This is a genomic window from Pseudoxanthomonas sp. USHLN014 (assembly GCF_037153335.1).
GTDB classification, from domain to species: domain Bacteria; phylum Pseudomonadota; class Gammaproteobacteria; order Xanthomonadales; family Xanthomonadaceae; genus Pseudoxanthomonas_A; species Pseudoxanthomonas_A winnipegensis.
The window spans coordinates 160,179-177,517 of the sequence record NZ_JBBCKO010000008.1 but is presented as its reverse complement, the minus strand read 5'-3'; the positions used below and the strand labels follow the sequence as shown (position 1 = coordinate 177,517).

The following is a 17,339-nucleotide window of genomic DNA, read 5'->3' as shown; positions in this document are numbered from 1 at the left end:
GCCCATGGCGATGACCGCGGCCGACCTGGCGTCAAGACGAAGCGTCCGCGTCAGGCAGCGGGTCGGCTATGGATGTCTGGCGGTGTACGGCGTCGCCTGGTTGCTCGCCGGCGTCCACCCCTGGCACCCGCGCGACTGGCTGCTCGAGAACCTGCTGGTTGTCCTGTCGCTCCCCTGCCTGATCTGGCTGCAGCGAGGCCGCGCCTGGGGCATCGGCACCAATGCGGCGCTGCTCGCCTTCTTCCTGCTGCACAGCATCGGGGCGCACTACACCTATGCGCAGGTGCCCTACCGGCAGCTCGCGCATGGCCTGTTCCAGTTGCCGCTCGATCCGGCGAGCATGGCTGGCCGCAATCACTACGATCGCCTCGTGCATTTCATGTACGGCCTGCTGGTACAGCCCGCGGTCCGCACGCTGCTTCGCGCGATCCCCATGAAGACCTGGATCCGCGAGCTGGCCTGCATCCAGTGCATCGTCGCGACCTCCGCGCTCTACGAGCTGATCGAGTGGGCGGCCGTGCTGATCGCCGCCCCGGATCTGGGCGCGGCCTATCTGGGGACGCAGGGCGATGTCTGGGACGCGCACAAGGACATGCTCCTCGCGCTCATTGGCGCCTGCCTGAACTCCGCTCTGTATCTGGGTGGGAGGGTGGTTCAGGCAAGGACGGCAGGCAGGCGCCGACACGCCCCTCCTAAGGACCTGCCATGACGACCGAGCCGATCGGTGCCGATCGCTATCTCTGCCCGGACTTTCCGGTGACGACGTGCGCGCTGCGCGATGGCCGTGTGGCCACCATCCGGCCGCTCGGCGTTCGCGATGGGGACGCGGAAGTCGCCTTCCTGCGCGCGCTCTTGCCGGCAGCCGGCAGGAATCGTCTCCTGGGGCTGCCGCTGTCCCCGGACGCTGCCATGGCCCCGGATCTGCTCGACGCCGATGGTGTGAGTCGTGTGGTGCTCGGCGGCTTCGTCGGGGACCGCCTCTGTGGCGTGGCTCAGTACGGCGTTGACGGCCCGGACAGGACCCGCTGCGAGATCGCGACGATGGTGGGCGCCGCCTTCCATGACTCGGGGCTTGCCGAGGCGCTGCTTGAGCAACTGATCCACCTCGCCAAGGCCCGGGGTCTCCACCACCTGTATGCCCTGGAGCTTGCCGAGGACCACGAGGCCGCGCGCTTGCTGCACTGGTTCGGCTTCAAGGCCAGCCCGGTGCCCGGCGATGCGACGCTGCTCAGATTCTGTCGGCCCGCAGATTCCGGCGCCTGATACGGCGGTCGTTGGCCTGGCCCGGCATCAGGGTGAGCGTCCCCGATGTGCCGGTCCTCGAGCGCCGTCCTGACGATCTCCAGAATGCCTGGGCTGCGATGCGGGCCGTCCGCCCGGACGCACGCAGGCAGGAGACCGCGCCGAGTGCCCCGATGGCGCGTTGGACAGCGACGGACAGCCCTGCGGTCATCGCCTGTCCGGTTCGCGCCACGCTGTGCTGCGTCGCAACGCTCGCCTTGCCTGCGCGCGTCTTCGCGTTCGATAGCAGCAAAATCAAAAGAGCGCGAATTGCAGGCGATTTCGCTGGTCCGTGCGCATGACAGCGCAGGACATGACGGCACTGTGAGCGCCGTCGCCTGGGGCAATTTGACACCTTTGTAAGCGCGTCCCTACCGTGCCGCGCATCGCGTGCGCGATGGGCCGTTGCCGGCTGCAGGAGGGGCGCTGGCAACGGAGGCAGACCGCGTCGCGCATGCGTGTCCGTGCTGTCTTTAGAACGACGTGGAACCACATTCTCCGGGGAGGGGAACCATGCAACGCATCTGGTTGACGCGCTATGCGCTCTCGGCGGCGATCGCCGCCAGTCTCAACGCCACCGCCTTCGCGCAGGAAGCCGCGACCGCTCCACAGAATCCGACGCCCGCGCCGGCGTCCAAGGACAACGCCACTACGCTGGACACCGTCGTGGTCTCGGGTACCGCCCAGGCCGGCGGTGTGAAGAAGCTGGAGGCCAGCTTCAACATCGTCACGGCCAACGCCGAGCAGATCAAGCAGGCCAATCCCAAGAGCACGGCCGATCTGCTCAAGATCTCGCCGGGCATGTGGCCGGAAAGCAGCGGCGGCCAGACCGGCGCCAACATCGAGATCGCCGGCTTCCCCGGCGGCGGCGATGCGCCGTACTTCTCCACCCTGCTGATGGGCTCGCCGCTGTACGGCATGCCGACGCTGTCGTTCTTCGAGACCACCTCGATGTTCCGCCTGGACGACACGGTGGAGGCCGTGGAAATCCTGCAGGGCGGCCCGTCGGTGGTGTTCGCCGATGGCCAGATGGGCGCCTCGGCCAACTTCTTCCTCAAGACCGGCACCGACGTGCCCTCCGGCAGCATCGGGGTGACCTACGGCAACGAGGGACTGTGGCGGCTGGATGGCTTCTCCGGCTTCAAGCTGGCCGACAGCTGGTACGGCAGCGTGGGCGGCTTCTGGCGCGAATCCGACGGCGTGCGCGACCCGCAGTTCAAGGCCGACAAGGGCGGCCAGCTGACCGCCACGCTCTCGCACGAGACCGACGCGGGCAAGTTCACCCTCTACAGCCGCTACCTCAACGACAAGAACCAGTTCATCACCCCGATCCCGCTGATCCAGCGCGGCACCGACAGCTTCAGCGCCTATCCGGGCTTCGACCCGCTGAAGGACACGTACTACAGCAAGGCCATGCAGCACGTGTACCTGCCCAGCTATCCCAACGGCGGCACCAACGCCGACCTGGCCGACGGGCGCGGCGCGAAGATGTTCTTCCTGGGCGGCAACTTCGACTATCAGCTGGAGAACGGCTGGTCGATCAGCGACCGCTTCCTGTTCGATGCCGGCGACATGGACACCAATGCGCTGTTCTCGGGCAACAACCCGGCCAGCCTGGCGGACATGCTCTACAACCCGAACACGCCCGGCGGCTTCAACCTGCCGGCCGGTTCGGCCACCGCCACCTACACCACCACCGGGGGCGCGGTGCCGCTGGACCAGAGCGTGATCCAGCAGGGCTGGTGGCATATCCACAAGCACCTGAAGAGCTTCAACAACGACTTCCGCCTGAGCCGCGAACTGTTCGAAGGCAACACGCTGACCGTGGGCCTGTACTACGCGCACTACACGATGGCCGACAAGTGGTCGCTGGGCAACCAGATGCTGATGACCAACACGCCCAACGCCACGCCGATCGCGGTCACCTACGTCGATGGCGGGCAGACCTACTACCGCACCGACGGCCAGGGCTTCGCCGATTTCGGCGGCTACCACATCGCCCAGCGCGGCAGCGCCACCAACAAGGCGATCTACGTGTCCGACTCGTGGCGCGTGGGCAACTGGCTGCTGGACCTGTCCGGGCGTCTTGAGAACCAGGACGCCAAGAGCGATGTGTGCAACATGACCAACCAGGACCTGGATGGCAATCCGCGCACGCTGTACGACAACGCCGTGCCGGTGTGCAACGGCACCTATGCGCACAACGAGTACGACAAGACCCATCCCTCGTGGACGGCCGGCGCCAACTACAGCTTCAACGAGCACACCTCCGCCTACGGACGCGTCAACACCGGCGGGCACTTCCTGGACTTCGACAACGGCATCCGCGGGACCACCAACGACGACTACCCGCCGCTGCAGAAGATCCGCAACTACGAAGTCGGCTTCAAGTACCAGTCGCCGCTGGTGTACGTGGACCTGAGCGCCTACCACCGCGTCTTCACCGGCCTGCAGTACCAGCCGACCAACGGCCTGGGCACGCCGGTGGGCGACCGCTCGATCTACGGCTCCAAGTCCAACGGCGTGAACCTGATGGGCGCGCTGACCCCGGTGGAGAACCTGCGCCTGCAGGTGGTGGCCAACTACCTGGACGGCGAGTACACCGACTACAACGCCTGCTTCCAGTACACCGACATCAACGGCAAGAACGCCTGCGCGCCGATCGAAGGCAAGCAGCTGCAGCGCCAGCCGAAGTTCCGCGGCATGTTCACGCCCAGCTACCGCTTCGTGACCGCCTGGGGCGACATCCTGCCGTACGTCACCTACACCTATGTGGGCGATCACACGCAGGATCAGTCGGGCCTGCAGCAGCTGGGCTCGTACCACACGGTCGACTTCGGCGTGACCAGCAACATCGGCGATCACTGGCAGTTGAACCTGCGCGGCACCAACATGACCAACGAGCTGGGGCTGACCGAGTCGAACTCGCGCATCTTCGGCAATGCGGCCAGTGCCGGCGGCGTGCTGCTGGCCCGTCCGCTGGAGGGCCGCGAGGTCAACTTCCAGGCCAAGTACCTGTGGTGATCCGCAAGTACGCTCTCTGATGACACGACAGGCAACGCACAGGACAACGCCCGGGATCTGCCCGGGCGTTGTCGTTGACGACTTCTTGAAAGGGAACGAGCACATGCACCAGCCACCGCGCCGTCCACGGCCATCGACCGCGCCACGCCTGCGGGCCGCACTGGGCAGGACTTGGAGAGGCCTGGCGATCGCCGGTCTGCTGACCGCGCTCGCCCCGTCCGCGGCCAGCGCGCAGGCGCTGCAGTTCCGCATCGACGAGGGCAGCACCACCAACGCCTTCTATCAGCATGGGCCGGTGGCGGCGCATGTGCTGGCCACCAGCGGCACGCGTCCGCGCCTGCTGGTCGCATTCCCGGCCGGCAACAGCGGCGTGGCGGTGTGGTTCGCGCCGACCACGGCGCCGGTGCAGTGGACGCTGCAATCGGTGCGGCCACAGGCGTCGGGCGATGATCCGGCGATGCACGGCATCGTGGCCGAGCTCGAACTGCGCGGCGGTCCGCTGACGCTGGACAAGGCGGCGCTGGGCAGCATCCGCGTGCTGCGCGATGTGCAGCTGGGCCAGCCCATCCCCGCGCAGGTGGCCACCGAGGCGAAGGTCGCCGCGCAAAGCGTCAGCTGGGCGCGGCGCCGGCTCGACGATGCGCCGGGCTACCGCGTCGCGCTGGAGATCACACAGGGTCGCGTCGTCTCCCGGGCCGGCGCGATCACGCTGGAACCGGCGCGCGCCGACGGCACCGTGCACCTGCGCCTGCTCGCCTCGACCGGCGAGACGCCGCTGACCCCGCTCGCCAGCGGCCAGTTGCTCAACGCCAAGGCCGCATCCGATGCGCGCATGCGCAACGCGCTGCAGTTTCTAAGTTATCGCGAGAAGTTCCTCGCCGGCTCGTGGCGCTTCGACACCTACTTCGGCCGCGACACGCTGATGTCCACGCGCCTGCTGATGCCCGTGCTGCAGCCCACGGCGGTCGAAGCCGTCCTGGGCGCGGTGCTGGCGCGCCTGTCGCCACAGGGCGAAGTCGCGCACGAGGAGGACATCGGCGAGTTCGCGATCCTGCGCCACCTGGCCGGCGACGGCACGCGCTCGGACGCGCCGATCTACGACTACGGCATGATCGACGGCGACTACATGCTGGCGCCGGTGATGGCGGCCTGGCTGGTCGAGGACCCGCGCGGCCAGGCCCGCGCCCGCGTGTTTCTCGCCGCCCGCAACGACCTGCAGCACAGCAGCAACGCCCAGGCGCTGCTGCGCAACCTGCTGCACGTCGCGCGCAACAGCGAGGCCTTCGCCGCGGCGCCGACCTTCGACCATCTGCTGGCGCTCAAGCCCGGGCGCATGACCGGCCAGTGGCGCGACAGCGAGGAAGGCCTGGGCCGCGGCCGCTATCCCTTTGACGTCAACGTGGTCTGGATGCCGGCGGCGCTGCGCGCGATCGGCGCCTTCGTCGACAGCGGCCTGCTGGACGGCGTCGCCAACGACGCGCAGCGCCAGACCCTGCGCGCGGCCGCGGCACGCGCCGATGCCTGGGAGCGTCAGGCGCGGGCGCTGTTCGAAGTGCGCCTGGGTGCCACGCAGGCCGACGCCGCGCTGCGCGGCTATGCGCAGCAGCTCGGCGTGCCGGCCGAGCCGGCCCTGGCCTCGCTCGCCGGTGCCGGGCTGGCGTTCCCGGCGCTGTCGCTAGACGCGGACGGGCGCGCCGTGCCGGTGCTGCACTCGGATGTGGGCTTCGGGCTGCTGTTCGGCCGGCCCGACCCGGACACGCTGGCGCGCGACGTGGCCGCGGTGATGCGCCCCTTCCCGGCCGGGCTGATCACCGACGTGGGCATGGTGGTCGCCAACCCGGTCTTCGCCGACCAGGCGACCTGGGGCCGCCTGGGGCCGCAGGCCTACCACGGCACCGTGGTGTGGGCCTGGCAACAGGCGGTGATGCTGGCGGGGCTGCGCCGCCAGCTGGCGCGCGACGACCTGACTGCCCCCGTGCGCGCACAGCTGCAGCAGGCGCAGGCGCGGTTGCAGCAGTTGATCAAGGCGGCCGGCGAGGTGCGCACCTCCGAGCTGTGGTCCTGGCGCTGGGAACAGGGGCGCTATCGCATCGAGCCCTTCGGCGCGCAGGGCGCGCACGAGGACGAGTCCAACGCCGCACAGCTGTGGAGCACGGTGTTCCTGGCGGACCCGGGCACGCACGAGTAAACGAGACCAGCGCCGCACACGTCCGGCCGGCGACCGAGAAAAGGACAGGTGCTCTGCCGGGGTGCGCGACGCGAATCAGTTGATGACATGAGAGGCGGACCGGCGAGCCGACTTCGCCCACCAGCTTCGACGCAGCCGGGCGCCGATCCTCGGCTAACCTCCATGTCCGATTCCTGGAATTGACCGAGGCTCGCGTCTCGTTGGGGCCGCCACGGCGGCGATGAGGCTCTACCGGTAAAGCCCCATCGCCGCCGTTGGCCGAAAAGGCCACAAGGGCGGCTCCCACGGGGATTACGTCGGTCATCCGCGAGGACCATGCGCATCCGCGCGTCGTCGCTAGACACCCAGTCCGCTCTGCCCCACGCCCGGTCGGCGCGAGGCCCGGCGAGCGGAAAGATCAGAATTCCTCCCAATTCGAAGGCACTGAGCAAGCGCTCTGCCCCCTCCCTTTCGCCGCAGGCGAAGGGGAGGGCTGGGGAGGGGTCGGGGCTTTACCGGGCAAGCCACAGAAGCAAAAAGCAAAAGCATCCCACCCCCGCCCTCCCCTTCGCCTGCGGCGAAAGGGAGGGGGCTCAAACCGAAGTCCTGTGGCTTGATGCGCGAGGCAGCGGGCCGGCGGGCGGTGGCCGCGCCTAGCGAGGCAGGATGCCGAGCGCCCGAATCAGGGCAGGATGCCCTGATTGAGGGAAAAGCGGACACCGCCCGCCGGACCGCTGCCCGTCCGAAGCCGCAATGCCCAAGCGCCGCAGTGCCGCAGCGCCTCGATCAGGAGAAACCAAAAGAAAGCCCGCCTCACGGCGGGCTTCGCTTCATGACACGCGGAGGATCAGCGCTTGCGCGCGTCCTCGCGCATCTCGAACCACATGCCGTTGAGGATGGCGAAGAAGCAGGCCAGGCTCACGCCGAGGATCCAGGAGAAGTACCACATCGTCGTTGCTCCTAAGGTTGAGCGCCGTCAGTAGGCGTTGGGGTTGCGGGTCAAGGCGTCGTCGCCGACCTTGCCGCGCAGCACGCGGTAGACCCAGGCGGTGTAGGCCAGGATGATCGGCAGGAACACCGCGGTGGCCAGCAGCATGATGAACAGCGTCATGTGGCTGGACGAGGCATCCCACAGGGTCAGGCTGGAACGCGGATCCAGCGAGGACGGCAGCATGAAGGGAAACACCGCCACGCCCTCGGTCAGGATGATCGCCGCGATGCCCACCGCCGAGGCCAGGAACGAAGGCACCTCGCGCCCGGCGCGCAGCAGCGCCGCGCAGGCCAGGAAGGCGGCCACGCCCAGCACCGGGAAGATCCAGGTCCACGGCATGGCGTGGTAGTTGCTCATCCACGCCCCGGCGGCCACCTCCACCTGCTTGGCCAAAGGATTGGACGGGCCGGCATGATCGAGCGCGCCGACGAGCTGATAGCCCTTGACGCCCAGCGCCAGCCACACGCCGGCCAGCGCGAACAGCACCGCCGTGGCCAGCGCGGTCAGGCTGCCCAGGCGACGGGCGCGGGCCTGGATCTCGCCGCTGGTCTTGATCACCAGCATGCCCGCGCCGTGCGTGGCCAGCATCGCCACGCTGACCAGGCCGCACAGCACCGGGAAGGGCATCAGCAGGCCGAACAGATCGCCTTCGTAGATCGTGCGCAGCGAGTCGTCGAAGCGGAACGGCGCGCCGACCAGCACGTTGCCCATCGCCACGCCGAACACCAGCGCAGGCACCAGCCCGGCGGCGAACAGCACCCAGTCCCAGGTCGCGCGCCAGGCGGGCTTCTCCAGCTTGCTGCGGAACTTGAAGCCGACCGGCCGCAGGATCAGCGCCATCAGGATCAGGATCATCGCCAGGTAGAAGCCGGAGAAGCTGACCGCATACAGCGCCGGGAACGCGGCGAAGATCGCGCCACCGCCCAGGATCAGCCACACCTGGTTGCCTTCCCACACCGGGCCGACCACGTTGATGACCAGCCGACGCTCCTGATCGGTGCGCGCCACGCCGGGCAGCAGCGTGGCCACGCCCAGGTCGAAGCCATCCATGACCGCAAAGCCGATCAGCAGGATGCCCAGCAACAGCCACCAGATGAAGCGCAGGGTTTCGTAATTAAGCGGAATCGTGTCCATGAGGTGGCCTTCAGGCGTTGACGGCGGCGAGCGGGGTGCCGGTGGTGTCGGGCTGACGCCCACCGGAGACTTCGGTGGGGCCCTTGAGGATGGTCTTGCGCAGCAGGTAGATCTCGATCACCGCCAGCGTGGTGTAGAGGCCGACGAACACGCCCAGGCTGATCAGGATCTGGTGCAGCTTCAGACCCGAGGCGGCGAAGAAGGTCGGCAGCACGCCGTCGATGATCCAGGGCTGGCGGCCGTACTCGGCCACGATCCAGCCGGACTCGATCGCCACCCACGGCAGCAGCAGCGTCCAGAAGGCGAGCTTCAGGAACCAGCGCTTCTCATGCAGCGTGTGCTTGCTGGCATACCAGAAGGCCAGTGCGAAGAAGCCGATGAAGTAGAAGCCCAGCCCGGCCATCGCACGGAACAGCCAGAACAGCGGCGCCACGCGCGGCACGGTGTCGAAGGCGGCCTGATCGATCTGCGCGTCGGTGGCGTTGGCGATGTCGTCGCGATAGCGCTTGAGCAGCAGGCCGTGGCCCAGATCACCCCAGTGCGCGTCGAAGGTGGCGCGCGCGGCGGCGTCGTTCCTGTCCGCGCGCAGGGCCTGCAGGGCCGCATAGGCCTGCTGGCCGCTGCGGATGCGCTCCTTGGCCCGTTCGACCAGCGGCAGGATGCCGGGCATCTCGGTATTGAACGAGCGCGTGCCGATCAGGCCCATCACCCAGGGGATATGGATCTGCGCGCTGTTGCTGTGCGTGTCCTGGTCGGGGAGCGCGAAGACATTGAAGCCGGCCGGCGCGGGCTCGGTCTCCCACATGGCCTCGATCGCGGCCAGCTTCATCTTCTGGTTCTCACCGGCGATATAGCCGCTCTCATCGCCCAGCACCACCACGCTCAAAGACGCGGCCAGGCCGAAGCTGGCGGCCACGGCCATCGAGCGCTTGGCGAACTCCAGGTGACGCCCGCGCAGCAGGTACCAGGCGCTGATCGCCATCACGAACACCGCCCCGCACACGTAGCCGGCGCTGACGGTGTGCACGAACTTGGCCTGCGCCACCGGGTTGAACAGCACCGAGGCGAAGTCGGTGACCTCCATGCGCATGGTCTCCGGATTGAACTTCGCCCCGACCGGGTACTGCATCCAGCCGTTGGCGATCAGGATCCACAGCGCCGAGAGGTTCGAGCCCAGCGCCACCAGCCAGGTGACCACCAGGTGCTGGACCTTGGACAGCTTGTCCCAGCCGAAGAAGAACAGGCCGATGAAGGTCGCCTCCAGGAAGAAGGCCATCAGCCCCTCGATGGCCAGCGGCGCGCCGAAGATGTCGCCGACGTACTGGCTGTAGTAGGACCAGTTGGTGCCGAACTGGAACTCCATGACGATGCCGGTCGCCACGCCCATGGCGAAGTTGATGCCGAACAGCGTGCCCCAGAACAGGGTCATGCGCCGCCACACATCGCGCCCGGTCATCACATAGACGCTTTCCATGATGGCGATGAGGAAGGACAGCCCCAGCGTCAATGGGACGAACAGGAAGTGGTACAGCGCAGTCAGGGCGAACTGCAGCCTGCTGAGTTCAACGACGGTCATGTCGGGCATGGCACGAGCAGCTGTTTGGGAGATTGCCGACAGCTTGCGCGCCTGGCCCGGATTCGACCTTGATCTGGATCAACGCCCTTGCAGGAGGCGTGGCGCAGAATGGACGCCATGTTGGTCGCGCCCACCGCAGACGCCCCCCTGACCCTCGAGACCCTGGTCGCACCGGTCCGCAGCCGCCTGCGTCTGGCCGGCCTGGCCACTTCGGCCAGCGGCGTGCTGCTGATCGCGCAGGCCGGCCTGATCGCGCTGCTGGCCCAGCACGTCCTGGCCGAACACCGGCCCATGCAGACGCTGTGGTGGCCGCTGGCCGCGCTGTTGGGCGTCGGCCTGGCGCGCGCCGGGCTGGCCTGGGCGTCCCGGACGCTGGCCGACGATGCGGTGCAGGCGCTGCGCCACGGCCTGCGCCTGGGCGTGTTCGCGCGGATGCAGGCGCGCGGCCCGCTGTGGCTGCGGCGCCAGCGCAGCGGCGCGCTGAGCGAGCTGACCGGCACGCACATCGATGCGCTGGACGGCTATGTCGGCGGCTTCCTGCTGGCGCGCATGGAGATGGTGTGGGTGCCGCTGGCGCTGCTGGCCGCGGTGTTCTGCGTGGACCGCGTGGTCGGCACGGTGCTGCTGCTCACCCTGCCGCTGATCCCGGTGTTCATGGCACTGGTGGGCTGGGGCGCGCAGGCCGCCAGCGACCGCCAGCTGCAGGCCATGGCGCGCATGGGCGCGCATTTCGCCGACCGCCTGCGCGGGCTGGGGCTGATCCGCCTATACGGCCAGGCCTCCGCCGCGCTGGCCGGCATCGCGCAGGCCGCGCAGGGCGTGCGCGAGGGCAGCCTGAAGGTGCTGCGCATCGCTTTCCTGTCCTCGGCGGTGCTGGAGTTCTTCGCCTCGATGGGCGTGGCGATGGTGGCCCTGTACCTGGGCCTGACCTATCTGGGCATGCTCGAGCTGCGCAGCGCGCCGCTGGACCTGGCGGCCGGCCTGTTCTGCCTGCTGCTGGCGCCGGAGGTCTACGCCCCGCTGCGCCGGCTGGCCGCCCACTACCACGACCGCGCCGGCGCGCTGGCCGCGCTGGACGGCATCAACCGCGCGCTGGCCGTGGACGACACGGCACCCGCCCCGCCGCCGCATGCCGACGCCAGGCCGGCGCCCGCCCTCGCCCCGGCGTTGCTGCGCGTGCGCGACTTGCGCCTGCGCCATGCCGGTGCCGGGCGCGCCGCGGTGCAGGGCCTGTCCTTCGACCTGGCCCCGGGCCAGCACCTGGCCCTGGCCGGCCCCAGCGGCTGCGGCAAGAGCACCCTGCTCGAGGCGCTGGCCGGCTGGCTGCCGCCGGAGGCGGGCCTGATCCAGCACGCCACCGGCCTGCGCATCGGCTACGCGCCGCAGCGCCCGCATCTGTTCGCCGGGACGATCGCCGACAACCTGCGCATCGCCGCACCGCAGGCCAGCCCCGCGCAGCTGCAGGCCGCCGCCGAGGCCGCGCAGGTGCTGCACTTCGCCCGCGCGCTGCCCGATGGCCTGGACACGCGCATCGGCGAGGGTGGCTTCGGCCTGTCCGGCGGCCAGGCCCGGCGCGTGGCGCTGGCCCGCGCCCTGCTGCAGGACCCGCAGCTGCTGCTGCTCGACGAGCCCACCGCCTTCCTCGACGCTGACACCGAGACCGCGCTGCTCGAGGCCCTGCTGCGCTTCGGCCAGGGCCGCGCCCTGCTGGTGGCCACGCACAGCGCTGCCGTGATCGAGCGCCTGGGCCAGGTGCTGTGGCTGGGCGATGACCGCACGCCGGGCGTACGGAGGGCGGCATGAACGCCTTGCTGGCCCGGCACCGCCGCGGCGTCGCGCTGACCCTGACCCTGATGACGCTCACCGCGCTGGCCGGCACCGCGCTGCTCGGCCTGGCCGGGCACTTCCTCACCGCCGCCTCGCTGGCCGGCGTGGGGGCGCTGGGGTTCAACCTGTTCGGGCCGTCGGCCGGCATCCGCGGCCTGACCTTCATCCGCATCCTGTCGCGCTACTTCGAGAAGCTGATCGGCCACGACGTGACCCTGCGCATCGGCGCGGACCTGCGCACCGGCTTCTTCCGCCGCGCCCTGCCGCTGGCGCCGCTGCAGCTGGGCCACCTGCGCACCGGCGAACTGCTGGGCCAGCTGGTCGGCGACATCGAACGCGTCGAAGGCGGCCTGGTGCGCGCGCTCGGCCCACTGGTCGCGCTGGGCGCGCTGATGGTGCTGGCCTGCGTGGTCATGGCCTGCGTGCTGCCGCTGGCCGGGCTGGCCCTGCTGCTGGCGTGCGCGCTGCTGGGCCTCGGCCTGCCCTGGCTCACCGCGCGCGGCGCACAGGCGCAGGAACAGGCCCGCGCGCAGGCCCGCGCCGCGCTGCGCGCCGAGGTGCTGGACGGCCTGGACGGCGCGACCGACCTGGCCGCCCTGCGCGCCAGCGCCACCTGGGCCGCGCGCATCGACGCGCGCAGCACGCACTTCGAACGGCTCGAACGCCAGCGCAAGCGCGTGCTCGCGCTGGGCACCCTGGGCCATGGCGCGATCAGCGCGGTGACCCTGGTGCTGGTGCTGGGCCTGCTGCTGCAGGCGGTCGGCACCGGCACGCTGGGCTCGCCCGCGGCCGCCGGCCTGTTCTTCATGACCGTGGCCCTGCTGGAAGCCAGCGCGGGCGCCGCCCTGGCCTGGCGCGAACGCCACGCCGCCGCCACCGCCGCGCAGCGGCTGGAGGCCACCCTCGCCCCCGCCCCGCAGGTGGCCGATCCCGAAGCGCCGCAGGCCGTGCCCGCCACCGGCGTGCTGGAGCTGGATCAGGTGGCCTTCCGCTGGCCCGGCGCCGCCGCGCCCGTGTTGCGGCAGGTGCAGCTGCGCATCGCGCCGGGCACGCGCGTGGCCATCGGCGGCGACAGCGGCGCGGGCAAGAGCTCGCTGCTGGCGCTGCTGCTGCGGCTGGTCGATCCCACCGAAGGTGCGCTGCGCTACGGCGGCCAGGACCTGCGCGGCTTCGCCCTGGCCGATTGGCATCGCCACATCGCCTGGCTGCCGCAGGAGGCGCCAGTCTTCGCCGGCAGCGTGCGCGAGAACCTGCAGCTGGGCGCGCCGGAAGCCGACGAGGCGCGCCTGTGGCAGGCGCTGGCGCAGGTGCGCCTGGACGATCTGGTGCGCGCGCTGCCCGGACAGCTCGACGGCTGGGTCGGCGAACACGGCCGCACCCTGTCGGCCGGCCAGGCCCGGCGCCTGGCCCTGGCACGCGCGCTGCTGCGTGATGCCCCGATCCTGCTGCTGGACGAACCCACCGAAGGCCTGGACGTGGACACCGCCCAGGCCCTGCTCGCCGACCTGGCCCAGGCCAGCGCCGGCCGCACCGTCATCGTGATCACCCACGACGCCCTGCCCACGGGCTGGGCCGACGCGCACTGGCAGCTGATCGACGGCCGGCTCGCGCCCCGCGCGCAGCCGTGAGCGAAACGCACGCCCGCGTTTAAGTCCGGGCAACGGCCGATGCGCGCAGCTGCGCTAGAGTCGGAGTCCGTACCCCCACACGTTCGGCCATGTACGACCCCGCACGCAGCAAGCTCGACGAGAAGATCTGCGCGCTGATCTGCCCGATCTCGGCGGCCATGGTCGGCGTGTGTCTTACCGGGGTCGGCCTGCTGCACGTGGCGGCGGCGGTGAATCAGAAGGCGACCCTGGCCGACGACCTGCTCGCCTGGGACGCGGTGATCTTCCTGATCGCCACGCTGGTGTCCTACTTCGGGCTGCGCACCGGCACGCGCAACCACCGGCTCGAACAGGTGGCCGACGTGGCCTTCATCGTGGCGATGGTGGTACTCACCGGCGGCGGCCTGTACATCACCTACAGCATCAGTCCCTAGGGACCGCGCGGACGCCTCAGGCGGCGGCCGCCAACGCCTCGAGTCTGTCGCGGTCGAGCAGGCGCACGGTGTGCGGCTCGGGCGTGGCGATCAGCGCGTCGGTGCGCAGGCGGGTGAAGCAGCGGCTGACCGTCTCGATGGTCAGGCCCAGGTAGTCGGCGATGTCGGTGCGCGTCATCGGCAGTTCGACCACGGCATCGTCCAGGCCCTGGCGCGCGCGGCGCGCGGCCATGTCCACCAGGAAGCCGGCCAGGCGCTCGGGCGGGGTCATCCGCGCCAGCGCCATCAGCTTGTCGCGCGTGGCGTCCAGCTCGATGCAGGCGCGCTCCATCAGCTCGTGTTCCAGGCCCGGATAGGTCTGGCACAGCTGGCGCATGCCGGGCTGGGAGACCGCGCACAGGCTGGCGTCGGTGATCGCCTCGATGGTGTGGCGGTAGTGGCTGGCGCCGGAGAAGCCGATGTAGTCGCCCTGCATCAGGAACCCCGCCACCAGCCGGCGGCCGTCGGCCAGCGTGCGGGTGCGGCGCAGGGCGCCGCTCTGCACGGTGAAGACGTAGCGCCGCGGCTCGCCTTCGCGCGCGAGCAGTTCGCCGGCGCGCAGATGGGTGTCGCCGGTCATCGCCTCCAGCGCCTTGGCCTGATCGGGCGGCAGCGCGGTGCACACGGCGAGATGGCGCACCAGGCAGACGCGGCAGCCGTGGCCCTCCACGCTGGTCTGGTTGGGATCGGTGGGATTGCGTTGGATGCGCAGGCTCATGGTCGGATCGGCCGCTCTGCCTTAACTGAGGCTGCATGATACGCCCCTGCTGTTTGGGGCCGGGTTGGTCCATGGCAAAGCCTCATCGCCGCCATGGCGGCCCCCACCTGTAGAGCGGAGCTTGCTCCGCTGGGGCCTTCCCATAATCCGGCCTTTGTAGAGCGGGGCTTGCTCCGCTGGGGCCTTCCCATGATCCGGCCGGAAAGCAGCGGAGCAAGCTCCGCTCTACAAGGGCTGTGACGTGATCGGAAGTGGCAGTGGCGCTCGTCAGAAGCGCCGCGGTGCGGGGGCGGGGGTGAGGCGGGGCCACGGGAGGGCCTGGAATCTGCTACCATCGACGCGCTTCGCTAGCGGCAGTCGTGTTTCCCTTGACGGGACCAGCGGCGCGGCCCGGGCCCTACGCCCGCCTCGTCCCCCTTCCTTCCGACGCCTTTTCGCTTCGCAAAGACGGTTCGCGCCAGTGTCGGCACGGGCCGCCCATCCAGTTACTCGCAGCGCGGTTCGGGAACGCTTCGGGCAACACACGCTTCTCCTCGCGTTGGCTTGCGTGGCCGGCGGCGCTTTCGCGTCGCACGGATCAGGCAGGGGCCGCGCGGCGTGGGCGTCCATCCGGAGTTTTCTCATGTCGTTTGAATCCCTGGGGCTTGCCCCGTTCCTGCTGCGCGCGCTGACCGAGCAGGGTTATGAACATCCCACCCCGATCCAGGAGCAGGCGATCCCGCCGGCGCTGGAAGGCCGCGACCTGCTGGCCGGCGCGCAGACCGGCACCGGCAAGACCGCCGCCTTCGGCCTGCCGCTGCTGCAGCACCTGGGCACGTCCTCGCAGGAGGTCACCCGCGGCCCGCGCCGGCCGCGCGCGCTGGTGCTGACCCCGACCCGCGAGCTGGCCACGCAGGTCTTCGAGAGCCTGCGCGACTACAGCAAGTACCTGCGCATCCCGGCCGCGACCATCTACGGCGGCGTGGGCATGGGCCCGCAGCTGGACGCGCTGCGTCGTGGCGTGGACCTGGTCATCGCCTGCCCGGGCCGCCTGCTGGACCACATCGAGCGCCGCAGCGTGGACCTGTCGGGCATCGAGATCCTGGTGCTGGACGAGGCCGACCGCATGCTCGACATGGGCTTTCTGCCCTCGATCAAGCGCATCCTGGCCAAGCTGCCCAAGCAGGACCGGCAGACGCTGCTGTTCTCGGCCACCTTCGCCGAGCCGATCAAGGCGCTGGCGCGCGAGTTCATGGTCGACCCGCTGGAAATCCAGGTCACACCGAAGAACACCGTGGCCGACACCATCGCCCACCGCGTGCACCCGGTGGACAGCGCGCGCAAGCGCGAGCTGCTGCTGCACCTGCTGGCGGCCGACACGCGCGTGCAGACGCTGGTGTTCGCCAAGACCAAGCACGGCAGCGACAAGCTGGCCACCTTCCTGGAGAAGTCCGGCATCCAGACCGCGGCTATCCACGGCAACAAGAGCCAGGCCCAGCGCCTGCGCGCGCTGCGCGACTTCAAGGCCGGCAAGATCAACGTGCTGGTGGCCACCGACATCGCCGCGCGCGGCATCGATATCGACCAGCTGCCCAAGGTGATCAACTTCGACCTGCCGATGGTGGCCGAGGACTACGTGCACCGCATCGGCCGCACTGGCCGCAATGGCTCCACCGGCGAGGCGGTGTCGCTGGTCGCGCAGGAAGACGCCAAGCTGCTGCGCCAGATCGTGCGCCTGCTGGGCCGCGACGTGGAGATCCGCGATGTGGAGGGCTTCGTGCCGCAGCATCCGATCCGCTGGGGCAACAGCGCGCCGGGCAAGGCCGAGCAGCCGTCGGGCACCCGTCCGCCGCGCCGCCACGGCCGCCGTCCGCACGGCGACGCCCCGCGCCAGGCGCAGGCCCACGCCCACGCCGGCCCGAAGAAGCACGGCAGCGGCAGCGCGCCCAACAACGGCGGCCGCCGCGACGGCGGTCGGCGCCAGAGCGCGCCGCGCGCCGCGCACTAAGCTGCCAGCGGGGACGCGCCGCAGGCCGGCGCGTCTCCTTTCCTTCACCGCCGACGCCCACGCGCCGGCCCCGGACTGCCCGCCATGGACATCTTCAAGGTCTTCACTTTCGAGGCCGCGCACCGGCTGCCGAACGTGCCCGAGGGGCACAAGTGCGCCCGCCTGCACGGCCATTCCTTCCGCGTCGAACTGCATCTGACCGGCCCCCTGGATCCGCACACCGGCTGGGTGATGGACTTCGCCGACGTCAAGGCGGCCTTCAAGCCGCTCTACGAACGGCTCGATCACCACTACCTCAACGACATCGAGGGCCTGGACAACCCGACCAGCGAGCGCATCGCCGAGTGGATCTGGGACCACCTCAAGCCGGCCCTGCCGATGCTGAGCCAGGTCGTGGTCCACGAGACCTGTACGGCCGGCAGCCGCTATCGCGGACCGCGCGCGGACTGACACCGAGGCACGTCATCGACCCGCGGCCGACCGTTCGTCGGTCGTACGGGCAGGGGATGTTGCATCGCACCAAGTCCGGCGTTATGCTGCGTCGCAACAGCAGT

The 17,339-nt window shown here is 70.0% G+C and carries 12 protein-coding genes and 1 pseudogene; 9 read left to right on the top strand and 4 right to left on the bottom strand.

The genetic code is table 11. From position 1 onward, the window contains the following. Window positions 1-4 precede the first annotated feature (4 nt). From WFQ05_RS15140 to WFQ05_RS15125, 4 genes are all read left to right on the top strand, one after another. Complete coding sequence (locus WFQ05_RS15140) at window positions 5-709, top strand: DUF2238 domain-containing protein (protein ID WP_337054422.1); 705 nt, start codon at window positions 5-7, stop codon at window positions 707-709. After that, window positions 706-1,263, top strand: a complete 558-nt coding sequence (locus tag WFQ05_RS15135) for a GNAT family N-acetyltransferase (RefSeq protein WP_337054421.1) — start codon at window positions 706-708, stop codon at window positions 1,261-1,263. Before WFQ05_RS15140 ends, WFQ05_RS15135 begins: the two co-directional genes overlap by 4 nt. 531 nt (window positions 1,264-1,794) lie before the next feature. Then, window positions 1,795-4,305 (top strand): TonB-dependent receptor, encoded by a 2,511-nt coding sequence (locus WFQ05_RS15130; RefSeq protein ID WP_337054420.1) that lies wholly within the window; start codon window positions 1,795-1,797, stop codon window positions 4,303-4,305. Window positions 4,306-4,408: 103 nt separating this feature from the next. Beyond that, window positions 4,409-6,493 carry a hypothetical protein gene (locus WFQ05_RS15125; protein ID WP_337054419.1) on the top strand — a complete coding sequence of 695 codons (2,085 nt, stop codon included), beginning with the start codon at window positions 4,409-4,411 and terminating at the stop codon, window positions 6,491-6,493. 826 nt (window positions 6,494-7,319) lie between these two features. On the opposite strand, the gene cydX is transcribed toward WFQ05_RS15125, so the two are convergent. From cydX to WFQ05_RS15110, 3 genes are read right to left on the bottom strand one after another with little or no spacing between them, the layout of a single operon-like run. Next, window positions 7,320-7,421, bottom strand: coding sequence for a cytochrome bd-I oxidase subunit CydX (cydX, locus tag WFQ05_RS15120; protein ID WP_130516512.1), 102 nt, complete (start codon window positions 7,419-7,421; stop codon window positions 7,320-7,322). A 27-nt stretch (window positions 7,422-7,448) separates the two neighbouring features. After that, window positions 7,449-8,597, bottom strand: a complete 1,149-nt coding sequence (gene cydB / locus WFQ05_RS15115) for a cytochrome d ubiquinol oxidase subunit II (RefSeq protein WP_131659661.1) — start codon at window positions 8,595-8,597, stop codon at window positions 7,449-7,451. A 10-nt stretch (window positions 8,598-8,607) separates the two neighbouring features. Continuing rightward, complete coding sequence (locus tag WFQ05_RS15110; RefSeq protein ID WP_337054418.1) at window positions 8,608-10,182, bottom strand: cytochrome ubiquinol oxidase subunit I; 1,575 nt, start codon at window positions 10,180-10,182, stop codon at window positions 8,608-8,610. Window positions 10,183-10,290: 108 nt separating this feature from the next. Between WFQ05_RS15110 and cydD the strand changes: the two genes are divergently transcribed. From cydD to WFQ05_RS15095, 3 genes are all read left to right on the top strand, one after another. Further along, window positions 10,291-11,976, top strand: coding sequence for a thiol reductant ABC exporter subunit CydD (cydD, locus tag WFQ05_RS15105; RefSeq protein WP_337054417.1), 1,686 nt, complete (start codon window positions 10,291-10,293; stop codon window positions 11,974-11,976). Beyond that, window positions 11,973-13,628: a thiol reductant ABC exporter subunit CydC gene (cydC, locus tag WFQ05_RS15100; RefSeq protein ID WP_337054416.1), complete on the top strand. Its 1,656-nt coding sequence runs from the start codon at window positions 11,973-11,975 to the stop codon at window positions 13,626-13,628. Before cydD ends, cydC begins: the two co-directional genes overlap by 4 nt. 89 nt (window positions 13,629-13,717) lie before the next feature. Beyond that, on the top strand, window positions 13,718-14,041 hold the full coding sequence (locus tag WFQ05_RS15095; RefSeq protein WP_130528191.1) for a hypothetical protein: 324 nt from the start codon (window positions 13,718-13,720) through the stop codon (window positions 14,039-14,041). Between the two features lie 16 nt (window positions 14,042-14,057). On the opposite strand, the gene WFQ05_RS15090 is transcribed toward WFQ05_RS15095, so the two are convergent. Beyond that, window positions 14,058-14,798: a helix-turn-helix domain-containing protein gene (locus WFQ05_RS15090; protein ID WP_130528190.1), complete on the bottom strand. Its 741-nt coding sequence runs from the start codon at window positions 14,796-14,798 to the stop codon at window positions 14,058-14,060. Window positions 14,799-15,420: 622 nt separating this feature from the next. On the opposite strand from WFQ05_RS15090, the pseudogene WFQ05_RS15085 reads away from it, so the two are divergent. Beyond that, window positions 15,421-16,710: pseudogene (locus WFQ05_RS15085) on the top strand (DEAD/DEAH box helicase); the annotation flags it as partial. A gap of 159 nt (window positions 16,711-16,869) precedes the next feature. Continuing rightward, window positions 16,870-17,235: a 6-carboxytetrahydropterin synthase QueD gene (gene queD / locus WFQ05_RS15080; RefSeq protein WP_130516495.1), complete on the top strand. Its 366-nt coding sequence runs from the start codon at window positions 16,870-16,872 to the stop codon at window positions 17,233-17,235. The last annotated feature ends 104 nt before the right edge of the window (window positions 17,236-17,339 follow it).

Coding starts and splice junctions, on each gene's coding strand:
- WFQ05_RS15095 (WP_130528191.1), top strand. CDS start 13,718: ATGTACGACCCCGCACGCAGCAAGCTCGACGAGAAGATCTGCGCGCTG.
- WFQ05_RS15110 (WP_337054418.1), bottom strand. CDS start 10,182: ATGCCCGACATGACCGTCGTTGAACTCAGCAGGCTGCAGTTCGCCCTG.
- queD (WP_130516495.1), top strand. CDS start 16,870: ATGGACATCTTCAAGGTCTTCACTTTCGAGGCCGCGCACCGGCTGCCG.
- WFQ05_RS15090 (WP_130528190.1), bottom strand. CDS start 14,798: ATGAGCCTGCGCATCCAACGCAATCCCACCGATCCCAACCAGACCAGC.
- cydD (WP_337054417.1), top strand. CDS start 10,291: ATGTTGGTCGCGCCCACCGCAGACGCCCCCCTGACCCTCGAGACCCTG.
- cydC (WP_337054416.1), top strand. CDS start 11,973: ATGAACGCCTTGCTGGCCCGGCACCGCCGCGGCGTCGCGCTGACCCTG.
- WFQ05_RS15140 (WP_337054422.1), top strand. CDS start 5: ATGGCGATGACCGCGGCCGACCTGGCGTCAAGACGAAGCGTCCGCGTC.
- cydB (WP_131659661.1), bottom strand. CDS start 8,597: ATGGACACGATTCCGCTTAATTACGAAACCCTGCGCTTCATCTGGTGG.
- WFQ05_RS15135 (WP_337054421.1), top strand. CDS start 706: ATGACGACCGAGCCGATCGGTGCCGATCGCTATCTCTGCCCGGACTTT.
- cydX (WP_130516512.1), bottom strand. CDS start 7,421: ATGTGGTACTTCTCCTGGATCCTCGGCGTGAGCCTGGCCTGCTTCTTC.
- WFQ05_RS15125 (WP_337054419.1), top strand. CDS start 4,409: ATGCACCAGCCACCGCGCCGTCCACGGCCATCGACCGCGCCACGCCTG.
- WFQ05_RS15130 (WP_337054420.1), top strand. CDS start 1,795: ATGCAACGCATCTGGTTGACGCGCTATGCGCTCTCGGCGGCGATCGCC.